Source organism: Bacillus velezensis, assembly GCF_001461825.1.
GTDB classification, from domain to species: domain Bacteria; phylum Bacillota; class Bacilli; order Bacillales; family Bacillaceae; genus Bacillus; species Bacillus velezensis.
Genome location: NZ_LLZC01000001.1, coordinates 74133 through 96938, shown reverse-complemented (window position 1 = coordinate 96938; position 22806 = coordinate 74133). Strand labels below are relative to the sequence as shown.

Sequence of the window (22806 nt, the reverse complement as noted above, 5' to 3'; positions counted from 1 at the left end):
CTTATCCTTTTAAAGGGAAGAAAGTGCCTTTTATGTGTCTATTTTTAGCAAAGAGGGAAAAGAGCCGTATTCAGAGCGGCTCTTTTTCATACAAATGTCACATTCCCCGTGAAAGACCCGGGACGAACGCCCATGACCTTCAGCCTATTAAACTCGTGATCGCTTCTCCCGTATGAGCCTCAATAAACCGCGGGAAAACCGGCTTGTATACGAGCCTGTACACTTTTCCGCAGCTGTCGTCATCGTAACAATGGTCCCAAGCGAGCTCTGCTTTAATGGCCCGGCGGATCGCATCCTTCGCCTCTTCCATTGTCAATGAAGGAACGGGATCGATTTCCTGGAGCTCTTTCGGATCAATTTCCGGCGGCATATAAAAAGTGACAAGACCCGTCTTTTTGCTGACACAGATTCTCCCCTCTCCGAATCGCAAATCAACGCCGCCCGAACAAGCCTTATATGTAAGTCCCACGTTTTCTCCTTCATCATCCGGCTCATCATATTGAACCCGGAAATACTGATCCGCTTCCGGAAACATGGCGAATAAAAAGCGGATGGCCATGTGATGGCATTCTTCCTCGGAAAACACCGGTTCGCCTTCAACTTTTATAAATGACATCACCCCGGTGAGCCGGTCCGATTCTTTATCATACCTTGTTTTCAATACGTGTTCATTCCGTTCTTTAAACAGACTTTCAAAGCTTTTATCTTCCCGTACGGATTTTGTTTTTTCAGGACGCCAGGCAATGCCGATACAGCCCTCTCCAAGATCGCTTTCCCTCTCTTTATAAAAACCGTCGTGCAGCCCGATCATGTCATTGATGCTCATCTTTTCCGTTTCAGGTGCAGGGCGTGAAATCGGGACATACGGCAGCGTGTCGTCTTCCAGCTCTTCATATTCGTCTATTTCTGCATTCTCTTCCTTCAGGTCGGCCGATATCGGCCGCGTCGGAGACACAATTTCATAGACGAGATGGGGCTTGTCATCCCCCTGCACATAGACGGACTGATGCAGTACGGTGAACAACAGTTCTGCTTCTATATGTTTGACAAAGTGAGCCAATGCTTCCCGCTTGTCCGCAATTGTTCCGGGTCTTACAAGATCATCGGCCTTCCCATGGTAAGAAAAGCCGGTTACTTCCCCTGTCAAAGACAGGTCGACGTAAAACCCGGTCAGCGGGAGCGGCAGACCGTCAGCCATCTGAACATAGGAATATCTCACATCACCATCATTGGCGGAGCCGCTGTTTTCCAACTCGAACTCAGCCAGTGCCCCAGGACGATGGGTTTCTAAAAACGCCCGCATCCGTTTTTCTATGTCCGATTCCGAAAGAGGCGGCAGATCAGTCCGGAAAGCCGGACGGGATAAGTATTTCAGTTTTCCGTCCCGGTCTAATTCGACCATGATGCCGGCTTCCGGATCATTCTTATCTTCCCACCAAAACAGAACCTCATCTTCCTGGTATTCTTCCACATTACTCTCATAGCGGGCAGGTACGTTTCCGATTCGGAGAGCCAGCTGTTTCAACTCTTCTTTTTTCATCATAACACTTCCTTTTCTTCCAAAAAGATTGATGATTACCAAGACTCTTTTATACAAAACTAGTATAATTAACCTGTCTGTCTTCATGACTATCGAATTAATAACAACAGGGGGTAAACCAGATGTCCATCAAAAAAATGAGCGCCTTGTTTTTCATTCTGCTTCTCACGGCATTTACCGCCGCATGCAGCAGCGAAACGAGCGGCGGCCAGGAAAGCAGCACGGCGAAAGTGAAAATAAAAGATACGGCATGGGCCGCTTCAGACGATACTGAACATTCGGCCGCGCTGAAAGTAACGGTCACCGTCAAAAATACGGGCAAAGACCCGCTTACCGTCAAAAGCAGCGACTTCTCGCTTTATCAGGATGACGCAAAAACAGCCAAGGCCGATAAGGAAGACTTGTTGCAGAGCGGCACGCTTCATGCGGGTAAGACAGTGACGGGCAATCTGTACTTCACGGCTGACGAAGGCAAATCCTATGAATTGGTATATCAGCCGCAGGCAAAAGACGCGAAGCCTTTATCTTATAAACTGAAAGTCAAAGGCACAGCCTCAAACGCAAAACCTGACCCGGCGGACGCATTATCCGCATACATTGATGTGATGCTGTACGGCAAGCACAATAAAGATTTCACCCGCCTGACCGGTGTAAATGAAAAAATGACGGCCGCCGCATATCAGGAATCGGCGAAAGCCAGCTTTATCGCTTCTGCAGGCATTTCACAAGAACAGGCGGATTCAAAAGCCATTACCGCTATTATTGACGCCATGTCATCAGCGCTTCGGGATAACACAGAGCTCAAGGTGCATACCAAATCCATGTCAGGCAAAAAAGCCGTCCTTGAAGCAAAAGTGACGCCGCTTGATATGTCTCCGCTTGCGGGCCAGCTGCAAGACCGCGTGCAAGACTATGCCGGAAAGCACCCTGATGCTGATGAAAACGAAATTGTCAGCCACCTTCTTTCTGTCTATCCGGAAGAGTTTATGCGCCTGAAACCGGCTTCTTCTTCCGTTACAAGAGAAATCGAGATGAAGAAAAACGCCCGCGGCCAGTGGTATCTGGATACAGACGCCGATCTGGAAGGATTGACAGAAGCGTTTTTGAAAACGTCCTGACAACAAGAAAGGAAATAGCGCAGGCTATTTCCTTTTTTTATTTTCACTTAAAGATGTCACTGATAAATTGAACCTCATCCTCGGTTAACTGCACATGAAGCGCGTCCAGATTGTGTTTCAGCTGGTCGGGGCGTTTGGCTCCGGGAATGATCGCATCCACCGCCGGCTGCGACAGAAGCCATGCGAGTGCGATATGCGCTGTCTGCGCCCCTTTTTCCTCCGCAACGGCCCGAAGCTTATCCACTCGCTCCAGATTTTGGTGAAAAGCTTCTCCCTGAAACGGCGGCCTGTTCTTTCGGCTGTCCTCAAAGACTGTGTCTTTTGTAAACTTTCCCGTCAGCAAGCCGGAAGCAAGCGGGAAATAAGGAATAAAGGAAATGCCGTTCTTTTCACAATAAGGCAGCAGATCATGCTCCGCCTCACGCTGAATCAGTGAATATTCCGATTGAAAAACCTCTAAATAGCCGTCCGCGTTAAACTCCTGCAATTGCCGGAAACTGAGATTGGAGGCGCCGATTGCTCTGATTTTCCCTTCGTCCTTCAGTTCTTTTAGCGTGCCCGCCACTTCGGAGAGCGGTGTTTTGCCGTCAGGGAAGTGGACGTAATACAAATCAATCACGTCTGTTTTCAGCCGCTTCAGGCTGTTTTCCGCCTCACTCCGGAGAAATTCACGGCTGTTGTCCAGCTCGATCTGTCCGTTGACCTCTTTGTGCGCGCCTTTTGACGCAATCACGAGGCTGTCCCGCACGCCGCGCTCTGCGACAACTTCACCGATTAACTCTTCGGAACGCCCCAAACCGTATATAAACGCCGTATCAATAAAATTGACGCCGCCGTCCAGCGCTGTGCGGATGAGTTCTTTTCCCGTTTCATCATTAAGATTCGGAAACAGATTATGTCCTCCGACCGCATTAGCGCCAAAGCCGATACGCTTTACCCGTAAATCCGTCCTGCCCAGCGTACGTGTCTCATCCATGGCTCAGGCTCCCTTCCTTTTATCGCTCTGTTTAGTATTAGATAACCGGTAAGAATTATCCTGCCTGAGAGCCTATCTATAGAAAAAACCTTGAAAAGCGTTTGCCCTTCAAGGTTTTTTGCTGTGTATTAAGATGTCAGAGTTGCGGCGAAGCGTTCGGCTTCATCCGTGAGAGCACCCTCGATTTCCTTATAGCGGCTGGAAATCGTTGAGGCGCTGACGCCGTACTTCTTCGCCAGCTTGGCTTGAGAAACGGACGCGCCGTTCAGAGAAATGCTGTTCACGTAATATTCGACCGCCGCTGCGAAAGCTTCAGGCTTTCTGATCGTCGGTGTTTTTTTGACACAGAACGTTTTCCACAGATCAATCACGGCCGGAACCAGCTCAGCCGGGTATTCATCCCCGCTCAGGCCTTTTTCAATGGCGTCTGCCGTTTCCTTCTCCATGTCGTTGGCCCACTCTGTCTGTTTTTCTTCAGCAGCCTGCTCAGACTCTTCCGCAGTTGTTAAAAGAGCGGCCAGCACAGTGTCGAAGTTTTCCTGCATAAAGCGCTCAGGCGATTTTCCTTCCGCAAGGGCCGGGGCCGCCGCCTTTTTCACTTTGCTGATTAGAGCTTCGGTCCGCTTCACAGGGAAGATCGTAAATTGCATGAAGAACTCCGCTTTTTCCGCTTCGTGGATCGGATAGCCGAGAATCAGGCTTCCCGCCGGCGGAAGATCCTGCTGGCTGACGTCCATTTCCACTTTGAATTGTTTTTTCGTCATCACATCTTCAAAGTGAATCATTCCTTCTTTCACATCTTCAAGCACCATAACGGCAGGTGTCATGCTTGTCCATGATTCAACGATTTCCCGTGTTTTCGGGCGGTTGATGCCGCCGGCTTTTTTCTGAAGATATTCTTCAAAAATCGTCTTGCCGCCTGCCAGCGGACGGAAGAAAATTCCCCAGATGCCGAGGTTGAAGACTCCGATGTCTTTTGTCTGCCTGTCCAGCTCCGTAATGAACGCGTGCTGGTTAATAAATGATGATATGCCGTCTCTATGTGCTGTAAAGGCGTACTCCATTAGGCTTTCCTGAATCTGTTTCGCTTCTTTTGCCGCGATGTCTGCCGGAATGGCAGCTTCTTTGCTTCCGCAGCATTTTTTATATTTCTTCCCGCTGCCGCATGGGCAAGGGGCATTTCTTTTCACTTTTCCCACAATAAACCCTCCGAATTCTGATATAACTTTATTATTTTAACAAAAATAACTTCAGAGGGCTTGGTTTACGGCGAAAAAAGAATATGGAAGAAAAAAAAGACCCCGGGATATTCTCATTCTCCGGGGCTTTGAAACTGTTAATTTGTATTTTGTCCGCCGCCGTTCAGACCTTCTTTAATCAGCCCGTTTACTTGGCTGTTCATCAAAAGTCCGATGTGTCCGACACCGTGAATCTGCACGTTTTTCCCGCCGATCAGCCGTGACAGCGGGTTCATGACGATTAAGTCCGCTGAGCTGTAAATCGATGTATATAAAATCTTTTGGTTCGGATCAGTCCCCGGAAGCGCCCGGTTGGTCACAAGGCCGTTCGCTCCGCCGAGTGTGACGACGTTTGCGATTTTGTCTCCGCCGTCAAGATTTTTAATGTAATAGAGCGTGTTGGCGCCCCCCATGCTGTGCGCGACGATATCGACTTTACTCGCACCTGTTTCGCTGAGCACTTTTTTCACGTAATTGGACAGTCTCGGCGCATTGTGTCTGTTGTTTCCGGTTTTGTCTAAGAAATCAATGGCGTACATCTCTTTTCTTGACCAGCCTTGGGATGCCAAGTATGTTTTGATTCCCGCGAAGTTAAAGGACGCCCCGCCGATTCCGTGGACCATGACAACAGGGTTATGCCCTGAGGAGGCTTTCGATACGGTCGGCTGGAAGGCAAATACGGAAATGACGGACAGCATACAAACTGTAAGGATGACTAGGATTTTATTTTTTATATGTTTCATGAACTTTCCTCCTGCTATGTAATATTTTTGCAGTTTTCATTCTATTAGAGGAGAAAAGGAAAAAATAGTGTATTTTTTACTGTTTTCAACAATTAAAAAAAGAGCGGAAAAATGAGAAAGACGCCCCTTTCCCGAAAGCACGCTTATGCTTTAATACGGCATACCAAAAAAGGAGAGAACACCCGGTTCTCTACTCCTAGTACTCATTGAAATAGGTTTGAATCCGCTTAGGGTCATGCGTTTTTGTCAGCGAAAGCATCAGAAGAATCCGCGCTTTTTGAGGGTTGAGAGAGTTTGAAGCTGTCAAATGGTCTTTTTCATACTCTCGATTAGGTGTTACCGTTCCGTTTCCCGTCCTTGTGGAGCGGACGACCGCCAGCCCGCTTTTGACCGACTTTACGGCGCCTTTTTGGGCCTCATCAGACATTGAGCCGTTTCCCGGGCCTGCAAAAATAATGCCTTGCGCTCCTGATTTTACGGCGGCTTCAAAGAGATAGCTTCCGTCATTTTGATAGCCGTATATAATATCGACCTGCGGCAGTTTATCAAGTTTATCTATCTTGAAATCTGTATCCTTCGTATGCTTTCGGGTCATGATGTTATTAAAATAGACGGCATCAGCAATTGTTCCGATATAACCCATTTCTTCCGATTTGAATGTGTCGGCCGCGGTTGTATTGGTTTTTGTCACATAGCGCGCCGAAGCGATTCTGTCATTTAATACGACAAGCGTCCCCTTGCCTTTCGCATCAGGCGCAGCCGCTGTTTTTACAGCGTTATATAAGTTGGACGGCCCGTCCGCTCCGAGCGCCGTGGACGGCCTCATTGACCCGGCGACAACAACGGGCTTGTCACTTTTGACCGTCAGATTGAGAAAGTAGGCGGTTTCCTCAAGTGTGTCTGTTCCATGTGTAATGACAATGCCGTCTGTATCATCAGACTTGAGCAGCTTGTTTACCCGTTTTGCAAGTTTCAGCAGTGTCTCGTTATTCATATTCTGGCTGCCGATATTCACAACCTGTTCTCCGCTCACATGCGCGACCTCTTTTATCTCCGGAACGGCCTGAATCAGGGCATCAACTCCGATTGCCCCCGCCGTGTACTCCGTAGCGGACGTCTTTGAAGGAGCAGCGCCTGCAATTGTGCCGCCGGCGGCAAGAATTTTAATATTCGGAAGTCCGTCTTTTTTCGCTGGGGCTGCGGCTGCCATCCGGGGCGGTGTTTCTTTCGCTTGAGGAGATTGGGAGCAGCCGGCCGCGATGAAGAATAGAGCCGTGATAAATGTAATGAAGGGCATGAATTGTTTTTTCATTCTTTTCTCTCCTTTTCTTTATTTATGAAGATTTTCCTCTCACCGGTCAACGCGCTTGTCAGGCAACCTTCCGAAGAAAATAACCGTTAAAAAACCTTGACACCGTCATGCGAAATCAAGATAATAGACCAGTCACTATATTTTAAATTTGTCAAAAATCAGTAAGGTGGGAACATTATGAGCTATGGAGATTCTCGTGAAAAAATCCTCGCCGCGGCAACCAGGCTGTTTCAGCTTCAGGGGTATTACGGCACGGGGCTGAATCAGATTATTAAAGAAAGCGGTGCGCCGAAAGGTTCTCTTTACTATCATTTTCCAGACGGCAAAGAGCAGCTCGCCATTGAGGCTGTCAATGAAATGAGCCATTATATCCGTATGAAAATAAAAGAAAGCCTTGATGCCCATCCTGATCCTGCGGAAAGCATTCAAGCGTTTTTACAGGACTTATCAAGCCAATTCACATGTCCGGAGAACTTTGAAGGGTTTCCTGTCGGTTTACTGGCTGCCGAGACGGCTTTAAAGAGCGAAAAGCTCCGGCAGGCCTGTCAATGCGCTTATCAGGAATGGGAGAATCTGTTCGCGGGCAAATTGAGATCAGCCGGTTTTTCTGATGAGAAAGCGGCGGAAATCAGCACTGTTTTAAATGCCATGATAGAAGGCGGCATCATTGTGTCCTTAGCCAAAAAAGACAAAATGCCGATCCTCCATATTTCTAAACAAATCCCGAACCTGCTGAAGACATAAAATACGAGAGACATGTACGTATAGAAAGAGAGGAGAATGATTTTGGAAAACGCTCAGCCTTCCAAACAATATAAAGTCATGCCGATCATGATTTCTTTGCTGACGGCAGGGTTTATCGGCATGTTCAGTGAAACGGCGCTGAATATCGCCCTGACTGACCTGATGAAGGAGTTACATATCACTCCTGCGACCGTCCAGTGGCTGACGACGGGCTATCTGCTCGTTCTCGGTATTCTTGTCCCGGTATCGGGTCTGCTTTTGCAATGGTTTACGACGAGACAGCTGTTTATCGTTTCACTCGCTTTTTCCATTATCGGCACGCTGATTGCAGCGCTTGCGCCGAGCTTTCCGTTTCTTTTGGCGGCAAGAATCGTGCAGGCTTTAGGAACCGGGCTGCTGCTGCCGCTGATGTTTAATACAATCCTCGTCATCTTCCCGCCGCATAAGCGCGGAGCGGCGATGGGGACGATCGGGCTGGTCATCATGTTCGCTCCTGCGATCGGTCCGACATTTTCAGGGCTTGTGTTAGAGCATTTGAACTGGCATTGGATTTTCTGGATTTCCCTGCCGTTTCTTGTGTTGGCTCTTTTATTCGGCATCGCCTACATGCAGAACGTGTCTGACATTACAAAACCGAAAATTGACGTGCTTTCCATTATTCTGTCTACGATCGGGTTTGGCGGCATCGTATTCGGATTCAGCAATGCCGGCGAAGGATCAGACGGCTGGTCAAGCCCGACGGTTATCGGTTCGCTCACTGTCGGTGCGATCGCGCTCATCTTATTTTCCATCAGGCAGCTGACAATGAAACAGCCGATAATGAATCTGCGCGCTTTCCGCTATCCGATGTTTATTCTCGGTGTCGTGATTGTATTTATCTGTATGATGGTTATTTTATCGACAATGCTTCTATTGCCAATGTATTTACAAAGCGGACTGATGCTGACGGCGTTTACGTCCGGGCTCATCCTGCTGCCGGGCGGTATTTTAAACGGCTTTATGTCTCCGGTGACGGGGCGCCTGTTTGATAAATACGGACCGAAGTGGCTTGTCATTCCCGGGTTTGTCATCACGGCCGCCGTACTTTGGTTTTTCTCAAACATTACCGGCGCTTCAACGGCCATTCTCATCGTCGTGCTCCACACATGCCTGATGATCGGCATTTCCATGATCATGATGCCGGCGCAAACGAATGGCTTAAACCAGCTGCCGCCGGAATTTTATCCGGACGGAACGGCCATTATGAATACGCTCCAGCAGATGGCCGGCGCAATCGGCACTGCGGTGGCGGTCAGCATCATGGCAGCCGGGCAGAAGAATTATATGAGCACCGTGAAAAACCCGAATGATCCTTCCGCATACTCTCACGCGCTGATTGCGGGCGTCCAGCACGCCTTTATCTTCGCGATGATTGTCGCCGTTATCGGCTTGATCAGCGCTTTCTTTATGAAACGGGTCAAAGTGAATCACTCATAAGAAAACAGCAGGCTCCCCGTGAGTCTGCTGTTTTTTATATACCGCGCGCTTCAGCCAGTTCATCAATCGCATAGATCAGATCATCGGCCGTGTTATAGAAATGAGGCGCCAGCCGGATGATTTGTCCGCTGGGTGCGCATACGATGTTTTTCCGCCTCAACAGCGCAGCCGTTTCCGCCGCTTTTTCATCCCGTATGGAAATCATGCCGGGTCTGTCATCGGCAGACGGCGGCCCTGTGAGATTCAGTCCTTTTTCAGAAGCGTATTCATACGCAAATGCGCTGAGTTTTTTTACTTCTTGGTGAATGCGGTCTGTGCCGGCATCGTTTACTAGAGATAAAGCCGCCTGTGCCGCATATATGCTGATAAATGCCGGGGTTCCGGTCTCAAAGCGTTTGGCTCCGTCCGCATAAGAAAAACGGGTTAAATCCAGCATCGCCGCCCGCTGCTGCCCGAACCACCCGGTGACTTTCGGCTTCAGCCGTTCGGCAAGTTCCTTTCTGACATAAAGAAACGCCGTTCCCGGTATGCCGAGCATATACTTTCTCGCACCCGCGGCCAGCATATCAACTCCCCATTCTTTTACATCAATCGGGATGTGCCCCGCCGATTGATAAGCATCGACAAAAAGAAGCGATCCCTTCTTTGCGGATATCTCGGCAATGCGCTTCATATCCTGGACAAAACCCGACGTATATGACACATGGGGCACACAGGTGAAAAGCGTCTGCTCCGATATGTATGTCTCATACCGCTCTAACGGGATCATTCCATCTTCAGACGGCACGACTGAAAGCTCCATCTCAGTCTGCGCCTTCAAAATGTGGGCGATCGCCGGAAAATCCAATTCCGTATACACCGCCTGTTTCTTTCGGCTATCCGGTAAAGCAGAAACGACGGCAGAGACAGCAGCCGTTACTGAAGGTAAAACGGCGATTTCTTCAGGATGGGCGCCGATCAATTTCGCAAATTCACACCTTGCCTGCTCCGTTCGTCCAATGGCTTCTTCCCAGTTTCCCCCATGCTGAAGCAGGCTTTCCTGGTAGTCATTGATCGCTTTTGAAACCGGCAGGGCAAGAGCGCTTTGAGAGCAGCTGGCGAGCATCGTATGTGTGCGGAGCGCCGGAAATAAAGATCGGTATTGCATCAGAGGCGAATTCAAGACATGTTTCCCCCTTCGGCAGGAATATATGTCCATTATAGAGTATGGTAAAAAGAAAAGGAGGGTTTTATATGGAGAAAAAAGTATTGCTGACAGGCTTTGACCCCTTTGGCGGGGAAACGGTCAATCCTTCATGGGAAGCGGTCAAACGGCTGGACGGTGCCGCTGAGGGCCCCGCCTCTATCGTATCTGAACAAGTGCCGACCGTTTTTTATAAGTCTCTTGCCGTGCTGCGCGAGGCGATCAAAAAGCATCAGCCTGACATTATCATCTGTGTCGGACAGGCAGGCGGCAGAATGCAGATCACGCCGGAACGGGTTGCGATCAATCTCAATGAGGCGCGCATACCGGATAACGAAGGAAACCAGCCTGCCGGGGAAAACATTTCTCAAGACGGTCCCGCGGCCTATTGGACCGGCTTTCCGATCAAACGGATCGTTGAGGAAATCAAAAAGGAAGGCATTCCCGCGGCTGTATCCTACACGGCGGGGACGTTTGTATGCAATCATCTCTTTTACGGCCTGATGGATGAAATCGCCTGCCATCATCCCCACATCCGCGGCGGGTTTATACACATCCCGTACATACCGGAGCAAACTTTGCAGAAGTCTGCGCCGAGCCTCAGCCTGGATCTCGTGACAAAAGCGCTCAAAATCGCCGCGGTGACCGCCGCGGCGCATGAGGACGATATTGAGACCGGCGGAGGCGAACTTCACTAAGCTGCAGACGCCGCCTCGGCCCATTTCTTCCGGTAAACGATGCGGGACAGCGTCACACTGATTTCATAGAGGACAAGCAGCGGAATCATGACGAGAAAGTCAGACATAAAATCCGGAGGCGTAATCAGCACCGAGACGACGATCAGCACAAAATACGAAAGCTTCCGCGCCTTTGCCAGCCGGGTTGGATTCACGATTCCGAGCCGTGTCAGAAACATGACGGCCAGAGGCATTTCAAATAAAAATCCGAACGGCAATGTAAGATTCAGCATAAAGGTAAAATACTTGTCCGCCGTAAATACCATATCAAAATGGCCGGCGGACAATTGTGTTAAAAATCCGAGCACAATCGGAAACAGCACAAAATACCCGAAGGAAATTCCGATGATAAACAAAACCGAAAGCCCCGGAATGTAAAGCAAAGCGGCGCGGCGTTCAAACGGGGTCAAAGCCGGCGCCGTAAAACGCCAGAGCTGAAAGGCCGCAACCGGAATCGCTGCCGTAAGGGCGCATATTCCCGCAATCATCATATACACCCATAAAATCTCGCTCGGCCCTAAAACGGCCAGCCTGCCATCCAAATCCTTGATCAGCCAGTCATAAATATCCTGCACAAACCAGCAGGCGCCGATAAAACACACGAGAAAGGCGATAACGGTTTTAATGAGACGCTGCCGGACTTCCTCTAAATGCCCGATCAAGTGGGTTTCTTTTTTATCCAATCGTACATCCTCCTTATAGAGAAAGAGGCAGAAGCGGATTCGTCTGCCCCCATGTCAGGATTCAGCCTGCCGTTTTGTCTTTCTCAGCCGTCTGCTTGTCCGGCTCTTCATTTGAGACCAGTGTTTTTGCGGCGCTTTTAAATTCAAGCAGCGTGCGGCCGGCTGCACGGCCGATTTCCGGAAGCTTTGAAGGTCCGAAAATGATGAGAGCGATGACGAAAATCAGGATCAACCCGGGAATGCCGATATTTGAAAACATGAGTGTGCCTCCTTATTGTGAGATTTTGGCCCGTTTCTTTCTCATTTGCTTTTCATGCGCATTGTTATGGGCGAAGAAACGATCCTCTTCCACCTCGTTCGACTGCTTTAAACCACCTGCAACCGCAGCTTGAGAGACCTTCCGAATCCCCGTCTGGTCTTTCTGATAAATGAATGAAGCCCGCGTGGATACCTCAGCCCCCGGCTCCGTCACGTACGGCACCACTCTGTAATCCGCTCTCCATTGGGCAGGGGTCACCGTACAGCGGACATAGCCGCGGTAATCGTTGAAAAACTTAATATGCGGGTTTTGTTTTAAGATCTGATCCGTATCGGCCCGTTTATCCGCCCCGTTTCCTCCAGATGTAATGGAAGTCCCGACGAATTCGGCTCCGAAAATCTTTGAATTCGTTTGGTTAAAATCGGTATGCAGGTTTGACGCCCAGCTTGCGTGAACATCACCTGTCAGCACGATGACATTGTTCAGATTTTTGCTTTTTATAAAATTGATGACCCGCTCCCGCTGAGCCGGGTAGCCGTCCCATGAATCCATGCTGTATATCGGATTGGCGGTTGTTCCGAAATTCCATTGCGCGAAAAAGATTTGCTGCGCCAGCACATTCCACTTCGCTTTTGAGGCGGCTAAATTTCCGAAGAGCCATTGCTCCTGTTCTGTCCCCATCAATGTACGCTTCGGGTCTCTCCACTCATCAGAAGGCGGCTTATTCCCGTCGCCGTTGGCCTGATCATCTCTATACTGTCTTGTATCAAGCACATTGAACGATGCCAAATTGCCATAAGAAAATTGCCTGTACAGCCGCATATCAGGACCGTTCGGCAATGACATGCGCCTGAGCGGCATGTGTTCATAATAAGCCTGATAAGCTGCGGCCCTCCTGAGCACAAACGCTTCAACGGATTGGCCTTTTTCAGGGATAACATTGGCATAATTGTTTTCCACCTCATGATCGTCCCACGTCACGACCCACGGAAATGCGGCGTGGGCGGCTTTCAGATTGGCATCAGAGCGGTATTGGGCATGACGGTTGCGGTAATCTGACAGTGTATACACTTCAGCGCTGCTGTGCGTCCTGACATTTCCCGTTTTTGACACATATTCGTTCGGTCCGTATTCATAAATGTAATCTCCGAGATGGAACACGAGATCAAGCTTTTCCTTCGCCATATGTTTATACGCCGTATAATAGCCGTGTTCATACTGCTGGCATGAGGCAAACGCAAACGTCATGGCGGATACGTCAGCGCCGGGAGCGGGCAGCGTTTTCGTCCGGCCGACGGGACTGAGCTCATGCCCGCTTTTAAACCGGTAATAGTACACTTTATTGGGCTTGAGCCCGTCCGCCTCGACATGGACGGAGTGTCCGAGATTCGGCTTGGCCATTTCCGTTCCGCGTTTGACGATGTGACGGAAATGTTCATCAGTAGCGATTTCCCATTTTACCGGCACGGCCTGCTTCGGCATGCCGCCCCCATTCAGCGGGTCCGGGGCAAGACGCGTCCAGAGAATGACGCTGTCAGACAGCGGGTCGCCGGAGGCTACGCCGAGGGTGAACGGATAGTTTGAAAATTTCGGAGCGGCATTCACTTCAAACGCGCCGATGGATTGCGCGATCGCTAACCCGAGGGAAAGACCGGCGATTTTCCCGGCGCCTTGTATAAATGCGCGGCGGTCAAACGTATTGTTCTGAAAGCTTTTGTTCTCCAATTCCTTGATCCATTCATCTAAACGGCCGTCATGTGTCATGTCAGTTCCCCTTTCGTCTCATTGATCGCCCTTATTATAAAAAAGAAATGTTAAACCGCTATGAAGAAGTGTGAAGGGTTTGTAAGGCTGAAAAATGGACGGCGGGAGACATTTTTCACATTGTTTCGACAAACCTTGCCCCGCCGGGAGAAAACCCCCTCTGTTTCTTTTTGGCTTGTCATCCGTCAAGCGCACTTTTTTCCTATTTTTCTTCACAAAAAATTAAAAAAACACCGTTCATTCTAAGAACGGTGCGCCCGGGATTAAAATGTATTGTACACGTTTTCGCACGTCTCACCTGTCGGCTGATAGAAGCAGTGGGATCTGAATCTGGCGACAAACGGCTGGCCATACCAAGTCTGCGGGCAGTTGCCCGGCGGCTTAAAATACCACAGGCTGAATTTAGCCGGCCAAAACCGTTCTCCATTAATGTTCCTGCGGGCAAGCCTCCGCTCGGATTCACGCGGTCTCTGGTAAAAGTATCCGTGAGTCACCGCTTCAAACGCGTGCGGCTGAAACACCATCTGCCTGATGGTGCGCAGGCCTTTAAAATCAGAACAATTCGCCCGCACCCTATTGATTCCCACATTGCCGACCAAAAGCATTCCCTGCTTCCCTTCGCCTTCCGCTTCCGCCCTGAGCAGCCTTGCCATTAGATCGACATCGGCGCTCGACGCTTTTACGACTGCCATCATGACACCTCCCGTATTTTCTCCTTTCATCATATTCAGCAGCGGCCCAGTGATGACAGCCAAAAGCCAGAAAACAAATGTTCACGAAAAAAGGGTTTATATTTCACGTTATGAGGAAACATACTAACATGATTTCCATAAGGAGGAATTCGCATGGAACACATTAAAGCGCTTGCCATTAAAGGCATTATGACCATCATTATTCTGTATCTGATACTCGGCTTAGGTTTTCGCTTTACATTCGGCGACGTGCTGCTGATGACCATTGTGCTGGGAGCCGTTTCCTACTTTACGGGCGACCTGTACGTGCTTCCGAGATGGAATAATATTACGGCGGCGTCCGCTGATTTCGGAATCGCGTTTCTTGTTGTCTGGCTGATGGGAATGCCGCTGTCCATGGGCATTTCCGGGGGAAGACTGGCGTTTGCCGCTCTTATTTCCGCCGTCATCATCGCCGTCGGAGAATATTTTTTCCATATTTATCTGATGAGAAAAGACTTGGGCGGGTCCCGTTTTTTAGAACCCCGATCCGAATAACGTAAAAAAGGCCGGATAACGGCCTTTTTCGTTTGATTTCACTGATCAATATGCTTTCTGATAAAATGCAGCAGCGTGTTTCCTTGAGCGGTCAATATGACGCCCTTCGCGCCGCACTTCGGACAGGGCGTCCCTTCCTGCTCCTGGCCGGTTCCTTCACAATGCGGACACGTGAGCTCAAGATCGTCGGTTGCGATCACCATGAATATCCCTCCTTTTTTGATTGTCTGTCCGTCTCCAGTCACTTTCCATGGCCATCACCTCCTTAACAATACAAAAAAACCCCGTCCATCAAAGGACGAGGTTTTCGCGGTGCCACCTTTATTAACGGCTGAAGAGCCATTCTCTCAAAAAGTACAGAAACACACGGTTTCAATACTCCTTTCTTGATAACGGGGAAAGAATCCCGGCACCGCCTACTGTCATTTCAGCGCAGCAATTCAGAAGCCCATTCGGCACCGGACGGGGATCGGTTCACAGCGGCCACCGACTCTCTGAACCCCGCGCGCTGATGCGTACTTACTCTTCCTCAGCATTGTTCATCCGTTCTTTTATTTTAAAATGTATCATACGCTGTCATCCGGCGGAAGTCAATAACCTTTCGGATCGGACAGGCCGAGCATGTCCCGCGCCATTTGCATATGCTCCTCTTGCCCCGTCTGAAGCGCGAACTTCGCCGTTTCCACGGGATAAGCGGCCTGCCATTCTGTCACATGCTCCTGCATTTTCGGCCAGACGCGCCCGCCTTCAGCTTCGTAGCTCTTCATCAGCCGTTTTGTTTCTTTTTCTCCTAATATCACTTGATAAAGGACAAAATCCTTGGCCGGATCGGCAACCTTTGCCTCCGTCCAATCGAGGAGACCCGTCACACGCTGATTTTCGCCGATCAAAATATGCGGAGGATGCAAGTCGCCATGGATCAGCGCGGAAAAATCAGGCCAGTACGAACTGTCATTTATCCACGTTTGCCATCTTTTCCAAAGCGGCTCTGAGACCCCGATTTCTTTTTTTATATGATCCATTGATTCCGCCGCCCTTTGCCTGACGTCATCCGGTTTTATGATTTCAATTCCGGATCTGAAGGCCGCATCCGGGTCTGCCCCGTGCAGCTCGGCTAATGCCGCGGCAAGCGAGCCGACAAAACCGTCTGAAGGCGGCTCGTGTTCCATATTCCAGACATACTGTTTCTTATCCAGATCAATTGCGGCAGCTGGTATTCCGTCCAGTTTCGGATAAGCGATCAGTTCCGGTGTATGAATCCGCCAATCGGGCACTGCTACCGCGGCATGGCTGCGGAGAAACGCGAGAACGCCGCTTTCTGCAGCCGCTCTTTCGATAACATCGGGACGGCGCGGCTTTCGGAGCACCCATGTCATGCCGCTGTCATCTTCAGCAAATACGACTTGGAAGTCCATACCCGTTTCATTTATGTCCGCCCCTTCATATTTTAACCGTAAGCCATTTTCCTTTGCGATGTTCAGAACGGTTTCTATTTCCCTTTGTTTTGTCACTTCGTTTCCCCATTTCCCTTATTTACTGACACAGAGCTTCGCCTGAGGCGGAGGAGAAAGAGATATGTGAAGACGCCAAAAAGAGGGCGGCATAATCGCCGCCCCCTCATTATTACTTCAGGTTCCTTTATTCAGGCAGACAATCCCGGTTTCCTCCGCGCTCAAGGCAGAGACATTGACACTATTTTATTAGTGCGAAAACCGGATTTTGACTTGCCATCAGGACCCCTCCGTTCTTTCTTAGTTAACATTATTTTACACAAAAACCTTATATATGTAAACCTTATTTATCAGCTTACCGGATGCCTCCGCTGACAAATTTTGATCCTTCGCGTAAATCTTTCGCCTCCAAAAAGAAGACGTGAATGAATTTTTTCATATTCACTTTAACCGGAGAAAGCGGCACGGTTTCCTTAGCCTGCATTTCTTTCATTCTCTTGCTGACAGCGGGGAAATCAAAGAATTTCGAGGCGTAATATTCAAATTTGGGGTTTGAAAAATCAGTTGTGCCCAATGAAGCGAAATGGTTTAACGAATGAATGACGGCCCTTCTGATCCGCTGTTCCGAGGCTTTGATTTCTCTGTTAACCTCGGCTTGTGCCGCCGCAGGCCCCAGCTTCCGGATGGCGACGTTTGTAAACATCTGCTTTAAAGACGGGATGTTTCTTTCCGCCTGTTCATCCTCAAATAAATAGTGAAGGACGGTCATGAGGTCATGCGCCCCGCTTTCTCCCACGATGCCTAATTCCGATAAAAGAAATTTTCCTGTTTCTTTGATTGATTTCTCGTGCATCCCCCCCGGCCCGCTTTTTTTCGGCTCATTCCGCTGAATAAGACGGCTTAACGAGTGTTGGATATCGCCGATCGAGGTTTCCAGTTCAATCCGCTCTTTTACTTTTCGCAAAACGGTGACGATCTCGATTTTGTTGATCGGTTTGTGGATAAAGTATTCGATGCCGAGAGAATAAGCTTCTCCCACCATTTCCTTTGCCTCCACCTGCGATATCATCACCGCTTTTCCGTTGTACGATCCCTGAAGATGCCGGATCGTCTCAATCCCGTCCCGACCCGGCATCAGCAGATCAATTAATAAAATATCGACTTGTTTAAAATGGAGATAATGCCCTTCAATCTGGCTTCCGTCCTCTGCCTCACCGACGACTTCGCCTAAGTCCTCATCCTCGATCATCTGTTTTAAAATGGAACGGATCGCCCGGTCATCATCAGCTATAAAAAAACGCATATTATGAGTTCATCCTTTCTGCAATCAAATGCTTCACCGGCAGTTTAATCGTAAATATGACGCCTTTTGGCTTGTTATGAAAGGAAATGTCTCCGTCAAGTTCAGTTACGATTTCCTTCACGTAAGTAAGCCCGATGCCCGTTGAAGGTGTGCCGAATTCATCGTATTTGGACGTAAATCCGGGATCATAAACGACCTCTCCGATTTTTTCCGGAATGCCGGGACCGTCATCTTCCGCCTCAAATTCGGCCATCTCCCTCTCCGCCCTGCGCAGCGCGAGGCGGATCTCACCCCTGTCACCCATGGCTTCGACGGCATTGGCGGTCAGATTATTTAAGATCGACAAGACGGTAAAGACGTGATAATCGGGATGCTCTCCTTCAATCACGCTCCGGAATTGAATGTCCTTGCCTAAAGATTCGGCGTATTTTTCATTGATTCGGATGACGATGCCGACCAGAGCGGCGGCATTCATGTAATCCCGGAATCTCTCATTGGAAATCAGCTTCGACAGGCCGGCGAATATTCGCTGATTGTCTTTTTTCACTTCATGAATTTCTCCCGCAAGGCGCAGCATTCGGCTCCCGAGCTCCCGGTCGTTCCCGCTCATTTCCCGATATAGCTGATAGGATTCTTTCGTCACATGCTCCGTCGTTTTCAGCGTTTTTTTCAAATGAATCGTTTCTTCATATAAGTTAGACACAATCATCAGCATGTGCTCATGCTGCTTTCTCGTTTGTTTTTCCCTGACCTGAGATTCGTGCAGCTTCATCACGTTGAAAAAACTCAGCACAATAAATGTGTGAGAAACAGCGATAACCGCAATATCCGCCAGCTTGTCCGGCATCATAATCTGCCGGCCGCCGGAAAACTGAACCGTCATTTCAACGGCATCGGACGCAATTTCAATGAGAAAACCGAGAAACCCGATCATCAGCGGCCGATCCCAAAAAAGCCTGACCTTCAGCACATAAAACAAGCAGGCATATGTAAAGTAAAAAAAGAAACTGGGATATTGGCTGAAAAAAGCCTCCGTAAAGCCGGCATGCTCTCCTCCCCAGCACGCCAGGCCGATCCGGAATGCCACAACGGCTGCACCTGTCAACAGCCCTGACAATACTGCCGGCACATGCCGAAGCAGCAGCAGAAAAAAGAAAAAAGCCGGGGCGCCGAAGCTGATCCGATATACCTCATTCAGGGGGTAAAATTTCAGTTCCCCCGCCAGCGGCACGGTGATCAGCATAAGGGCGAAAAGATAGCCGTCTTTTTTCAGTAAATAGTCGAGCCTGATCATAATCACTTCCTTCTTCTGTCTATTTTGAACAAGACCGATACAGTCCGCAAATTTCTTTAGACCCGAATGGCGGGACACTCCGGCTGATTTATAAATCTATCGGCTTATTTTAAGAATGATTTTGTCGTATTTTGTATGATTCTGTAGATGTCATTATACATTAACATGGAACACGCTATTTTTGAAAACGTTTTCCAAGACCGGTTTCCGCTTCGGACAGGCTTGCAATAGAGGAGGAATGTTATGAAAGATATGGTCAGAGAGCGCCTTGAAAAAGAGGAACTGGCTTCACTTTTACAAGATTGGGTCGAGCATTACCGACCGTTTTCCGTCAATGGAAAAAGCGCAAATTATATACCCGCCCTCGGAGAAATCAACGACTCTCAGCTGGGCATTTGCATATTAGAGCCGGATGGCTCAATGATTCATGCCGGTGAATGGAATGTCCCGTTCACATTGCAGAGCATCTCAAAAGTCATCAGCTTTATTGCCGCCTGCATGAACAGAGGCATTTCTTACGTGCTGGATCGTGTGGACGTGGAACCGACGGGTGATGCGTTTAATTCTATCATTCGGCTTGAAATCCATAAACCCGGGAAGCCCTTCAACCCGATGATCAATGCCGGCGCCATTACCGTCGCCTCGCTGCTTCCGGGTGAAACGGCGCATGATAAATTAGAATATCTATTTTCCGTTTTTGAAAAATTAATAGGAAAACGCCCTCACATTCACGAGGAGGTCTTCCGTTCTGAATGGCAGACCGCGCATCGGAACAGAGCGCTCGCCTACTATTTAAAAGAAACGAACTTTCTCGAGGCGGATGTGGAAGAAACGCTTGAAGTGTATTTAAAGCAGTGCGCCATGGAGGGTACAACCGAGGACATCGCTTTAATCGGATTGATACTTGCGCATGACGGCTACCATCCGATCCGACGGGAACAGGTCATTCCGAAAGATGTCGCGAAACTCGCCAAAGCCCTGATGCTGACGTGCGGGATGTACAATGCGTCAGGCAAATATGCGGCTTTCGTCGGCGTCCCGGCCAAAAGCGGGGTATCCGGCGGCATTATGGCATTGGTTCCCCCAAGCGCCAGAAGAGAACAGCCTTTTCATAACGGCTGCGGCATCGGCATTTACGGTCCGGCCATTGATGAATACGGCAACAGCCTGACCGGCGGCATGCTGCTGAAACATATCGCACAGGAGTGGGAGCTCAGTATTTTTTAATCAAACGAACCAAGAGGTGATTGGATGCAGGAATTCCTTGAAAATGTAATCGGCTCGGCAAATGATTTTTTATGGTCAAAACTGTTAATCGTACTGCTTCTTTCTCTGGGACTGTTTTTTACGTTCAGATCAAAGGGTCTGCAAGTCCGCATGCTGAAGGAAATGATCCGGGTTTTGAAGGAAGGCGCGGCCGCCCGGACAAAAAACAGCATTTCCCCGTTTCAGGCATTTTGCATCAGTATGGCGGCGCGTGTCGGAACCGGGAATATTACCGGAATCGCCATTGCGATCGCACTCGGCGGTCCGGGCGCTATTTTCTGGATGTGGATTATCGCAGTCATCGGTTCGGCTTCAAGCTTTGTTGAAAGCACGCTGGCCCAAATTTATAAAGTAAAAGATCAAAACGGATTCCGCGGGGGCCCGGCCTATTACATGGAAAAGGGCCTGAAGAAACGCTGGATGGGCGCGCTGTTCGCCGTATTAATCACACTGTCATTCGGAGTTGTTTTTAATTCCGTTCAATCCAATACGATCAGCGTCGCCTTTCAAAACGCGTTCGGCACCAGCCGGCTTACATTGGGCATTATGTTAATCTTGGTTTTCGGCGGCGTGATTTTCGGCGGCGTCAAACGAATTGCGAAAATGGCGGAATACATCGTAGTCGTTTTGGCCGTTTTATATATCGGTGTCGCTTTCTTTGTCATTCTGACGAACATCACCCAATTGCCCGGCGTTCTGTCGCTAATCGTAAAAAATGCGTTCGGCATTGATCAGGCAGCGGGCGGCGCTTTAGGTGCGGCCTTGATGCAAGGTGTAAGACGCGGGATTTTCTCAAATGAAGCGGGTATGGGAAGCGCTCCGAACGCGGCGGCGACAGCTACGACGAGCCACCCGGTGAAACAGGGGCTCATTCAGGCATTCGGCGTCCTGACGGATACGCTTGTCATTTGTACAAGCACGGCGCTTATCATTTTATTTTCAGACGCTTATCAGCAGCCGGGCCTGAGCGGCATCGCGCTTTCTCAGGCCGCCTTGAGCGACCATGTCGGCGCGTGGGCGTCAGGTTTCCTTGCCGTCTTAATGCTTTTGTTCGGCTTCAGCGCTCTGATGGGCAACTATTATTACGGAGAAACCAATATCGGATTTTTAAGCCAGAACAAAAAATGGCTGTTCATTTACCGCATCTGCGTGCTCGGAATGGTACTGTTCGGCTGTATTTCCAAAGTCCAGCTTGTGTGGGATATGGCTGACTTGTTCATGGGCTTAATGGTGGTCGTGAACTTAATCGCGATTTTCCTTCTGTCGAAAAAAGCGTTTGCCGCTTTGAGCGATTATGTCCGGCAAAAGAAAGCCGGAAAGGACCCCGTCTTTTACAGAGATGTGCTCCCTGATGATGACGGGATCGAATGCTGGGAGTATTCAGACATCGCGAAAAGTGCGAAAGGCAAACACATTTCCTAAACAAAAGGTGTTCGGGCAGCGTCCTGAACACCTTTTTTCTGCCGGTTCATTGACAAAGAGAAAAGCGTCCATTACCCTTTTTATATATTTTCAGTAAAGTCAGAAAGGAAGGCCTATGAATCCCATTACACAAATATTAAATGAATACCCGGTAATGATCATAGACGGCGCGATGGCAACCGAGCTTGAGCGGATGGGCTGTGATTTACATGACGATCTGTGGTCGGCCAAAATTCTTTTGGAGAGACCAGAACTGATCAAACAGGTGCATGCAGAATATTTTGCCGCCGGCGCTGATTGCGCGATCACCGCCAGTTATCAATCGACAATCGAAGGATTTGCAGCGCGCGGCATCCCTGAAGCCGATGCGATACGTCTCATTCAGACATCTGTTGAACTTGCCGCACATGCACGCGATGAATTTTGGGCGCATGAAGAAAACCGTTTACACCGGCCCAAACCTTTGGTCGCCGCTTCTATCGGACCTTACGGCGCGAGCCTCGCTGACGGCTCAGAATATCGCGGGCATTACGGACTGACGGAGGATGAGCTGATCAGCTTTCACCGCCCCCGGATGAAAGCTCTCATAGAATCCGGCGCCGATCTTTTGGCCTGCGAGACCATTCCGTGCCTGTCAGAAGCAAAAGCGATCACAAGGCTGCTGGAGGAATTCCCCGGCACTTATGCATGGATCAGCTTCAGCGCCAAAGACGGACGGCATATCAGCGAAGGCACGCCTATTTCCGAATGCGCGGCCCTGCTTGACTCCTGCAGCCAAATCGCAGCGATCGGCATCAACTGCACACCGATTGAACATATTCCGCCGCTGATAGAAGAAATCAAACGGTCAGCATCCAAACCGATTATCGCCTATCCGAACTCCGGCGAACAATATGACCCAGTGACAAAAACCTGGAAAGGCGCAGCGTGCGAAAACCATTTCGGAAAAAGCGCGCAAAGCTGGTACGAAAACGGCGTGAGCCTGATCGGAGGCTGCTGCCGGACGAAACCTGCGGACATTCAGGCCATTGCCGATTGGGCCAAGACCTTAAAAACAACTTGACTAAT

Annotated in this window: 22 protein-coding genes and 1 other annotated feature; of the genes, 8 read left to right on the top strand and 14 right to left on the bottom strand. The window is 49.4% G+C overall.

Translation table 11 applies throughout. The features are described 5' to 3' along the window. Window positions 1-139: 139 nt before the first annotated feature. On the bottom strand, window positions 140-1540 hold the full coding sequence (locus AR442_RS00470) for a YcdB/YcdC domain-containing protein (RefSeq protein ID WP_032863975.1): 1401 nt from the start codon (window positions 1538-1540) through the stop codon (window positions 140-142). Window positions 1541-1662: 122 nt separating this feature from the next. Here AR442_RS00470 and AR442_RS00465 point away from each other — a divergent pair, with 122 nt between their 5' ends. Continuing rightward, window positions 1663-2658: a DUF5105 domain-containing protein gene (locus AR442_RS00465; RefSeq protein ID WP_014416833.1), complete on the top strand. Its 996-nt coding sequence runs from the start codon at window positions 1663-1665 to the stop codon at window positions 2656-2658. 43 nt (window positions 2659-2701) lie between these two features. On the opposite strand, the gene AR442_RS00460 is transcribed toward AR442_RS00465, so the two are convergent. The 4 genes from AR442_RS00460 to AR442_RS00445 all read right to left on the bottom strand — a co-directional run bounded on the left by AR442_RS00460 (window position 2702) and on the right by AR442_RS00445 (window position 6927). After that, window positions 2702-3634 carry an aldo/keto reductase gene (locus AR442_RS00460; protein ID WP_014416832.1) on the bottom strand — a complete coding sequence of 311 codons (933 nt, stop codon included), beginning with the start codon at window positions 3632-3634 and terminating at the stop codon, window positions 2702-2704. A 128-nt stretch (window positions 3635-3762) separates the two neighbouring features. After that, on the bottom strand, window positions 3763-4833 hold the full coding sequence (locus AR442_RS00455) for a helix-turn-helix domain-containing protein (RefSeq protein WP_053285444.1): 1071 nt from the start codon (window positions 4831-4833) through the stop codon (window positions 3763-3765). Window positions 4834-4970: 137 nt separating this feature from the next. Then, window positions 4971-5615 (bottom strand): lipase EstA, encoded by a 645-nt coding sequence (estA, locus tag AR442_RS00450; protein ID WP_014416830.1) that lies wholly within the window; start codon window positions 5613-5615, stop codon window positions 4971-4973. Between the two features lie 196 nt (window positions 5616-5811). Beyond that, entirely contained in the window at window positions 5812-6927 is a 1116-nt protein-coding gene (locus tag AR442_RS00445) for a type II asparaginase (protein WP_053285445.1), read from the bottom strand. 177 nt (window positions 6928-7104) lie between these two features. Between AR442_RS00445 and lmrA the strand changes: the two genes are divergently transcribed. Together lmrA and lmr(B) are read left to right on the top strand one after the other, a co-directional pair. Further along, a complete protein-coding gene (gene lmrA / locus AR442_RS00440) occupies window positions 7105-7671 on the top strand; it encodes a transcriptional regulator LmrA (RefSeq protein ID WP_014416828.1) in 567 nt (188 codons plus the stop codon). Window positions 7672-7707: 36 nt separating this feature from the next. Then, on the top strand, window positions 7708-9147 hold the full coding sequence (gene lmr(B), locus AR442_RS00435) for a lincomycin efflux MFS transporter Lmr(B) (RefSeq protein WP_053285446.1): 1440 nt from the start codon (window positions 7708-7710) through the stop codon (window positions 9145-9147). 34 nt (window positions 9148-9181) lie between these two features. Here the strand turns inward: lmr(B) and AR442_RS00430 are convergent, their stop codons facing one another. Next, a complete protein-coding gene (locus AR442_RS00430) occupies window positions 9182-10309 on the bottom strand; it encodes an aminotransferase class V-fold PLP-dependent enzyme (RefSeq protein ID WP_014416827.1) in 1128 nt (375 codons plus the stop codon). A gap of 71 nt (window positions 10310-10380) precedes the next feature. Here AR442_RS00430 and pcp point away from each other — a divergent pair, with 71 nt between their 5' ends. Then, a complete protein-coding gene (pcp, locus tag AR442_RS00425) occupies window positions 10381-11028 on the top strand; it encodes a pyroglutamyl-peptidase I (protein WP_014416826.1) in 648 nt (215 codons plus the stop codon). Here the strand turns inward: pcp and tatC are convergent. The 4 genes from tatC to AR442_RS00405 form a co-directional block, all read right to left on the bottom strand. Beyond that, the gene (gene tatC / locus AR442_RS00420; RefSeq protein ID WP_014416825.1) at window positions 11025-11750 is read right to left on the bottom strand and encodes a twin-arginine translocase subunit TatC; all 726 of its coding nucleotides are present in this window, start codon (window positions 11748-11750) and stop codon (window positions 11025-11027) included. The two genes, pcp and tatC, sit on opposite strands and share 4 nt — an antisense overlap. A 61-nt stretch (window positions 11751-11811) precedes the next feature. Beyond that, entirely contained in the window at window positions 11812-12009 is a 198-nt protein-coding gene (locus AR442_RS00415; RefSeq protein ID WP_003156681.1) for a twin-arginine translocase TatA/TatE family subunit, read from the bottom strand. A gap of 12 nt (window positions 12010-12021) precedes the next feature. After that, entirely contained in the window at window positions 12022-13773 is a 1752-nt protein-coding gene (locus tag AR442_RS00410) for an alkaline phosphatase D family protein (protein ID WP_014416824.1), read from the bottom strand. A 263-nt stretch (window positions 13774-14036) separates the two neighbouring features. After that, the gene (locus AR442_RS00405) at window positions 14037-14465 is read right to left on the bottom strand and encodes a cell wall hydrolase (RefSeq protein WP_003156683.1); all 429 of its coding nucleotides are present in this window, start codon (window positions 14463-14465) and stop codon (window positions 14037-14039) included. Window positions 14466-14618: 153 nt separating this feature from the next. Here AR442_RS00405 and AR442_RS00400 point away from each other — a divergent pair, with 153 nt between their 5' ends. Next, window positions 14619-15002, top strand: a complete 384-nt coding sequence (locus AR442_RS00400) for a DUF2512 family protein (protein WP_003156684.1) — start codon at window positions 14619-14621, stop codon at window positions 15000-15002. Between the two features lie 38 nt (window positions 15003-15040). Here the strand turns inward: AR442_RS00400 and AR442_RS00395 are convergent, their stop codons facing one another. From AR442_RS00395 to glnK, 4 genes are all read right to left on the bottom strand, one after another. Further along, window positions 15041-15205, bottom strand: coding sequence for a tryptophan RNA-binding attenuator protein inhibitory protein (locus tag AR442_RS00395; protein ID WP_021495300.1), 165 nt, complete (start codon window positions 15203-15205; stop codon window positions 15041-15043). Window positions 15206-15293: 88 nt separating this feature from the next. Continuing rightward, window positions 15294-15544 (bottom strand) — a binding site (T-box leader). A gap of 48 nt (window positions 15545-15592) precedes the next feature. Beyond that, window positions 15593-16513 carry a macrolide 2'-phosphotransferase gene (locus AR442_RS00390; protein ID WP_053285447.1) on the bottom strand — a complete coding sequence of 307 codons (921 nt, stop codon included), beginning with the start codon at window positions 16511-16513 and terminating at the stop codon, window positions 15593-15595. A 295-nt stretch (window positions 16514-16808) separates the two neighbouring features. Further along, window positions 16809-17756, bottom strand: a complete 948-nt coding sequence (glnL, locus tag AR442_RS00385; RefSeq protein ID WP_053285448.1) for a glutamine utilization two-component system response regulator GlnL — start codon at window positions 17754-17756, stop codon at window positions 16809-16811. A gap of 1 nt (window position 17757) precedes the next feature. Beyond that, window positions 17758-19050 (bottom strand): two-component system sensor histidine kinase GlnK, encoded by a 1293-nt coding sequence (glnK, locus tag AR442_RS00380; RefSeq protein WP_022552528.1) that lies wholly within the window; start codon window positions 19048-19050, stop codon window positions 17758-17760. Window positions 19051-19293: 243 nt separating this feature from the next. Between glnK and AR442_RS00375 the strand changes: the two genes are divergently transcribed. From AR442_RS00375 to mmuM, 3 genes are all read left to right on the top strand, one after another. Beyond that, a complete protein-coding gene (locus tag AR442_RS00375; protein WP_007409011.1) occupies window positions 19294-20277 on the top strand; it encodes a glutaminase in 984 nt (327 codons plus the stop codon). A 24-nt stretch (window positions 20278-20301) separates the two neighbouring features. Continuing rightward, a complete protein-coding gene (locus tag AR442_RS00370; RefSeq protein ID WP_053285449.1) occupies window positions 20302-21738 on the top strand; it encodes an alanine/glycine:cation symporter family protein in 1437 nt (478 codons plus the stop codon). Between the two features lie 115 nt (window positions 21739-21853). Beyond that, entirely contained in the window at window positions 21854-22801 is a 948-nt protein-coding gene (mmuM, locus tag AR442_RS00365; protein WP_029973947.1) for a homocysteine S-methyltransferase, read from the top strand. Window positions 22802-22806 lie beyond the last annotated feature (5 nt).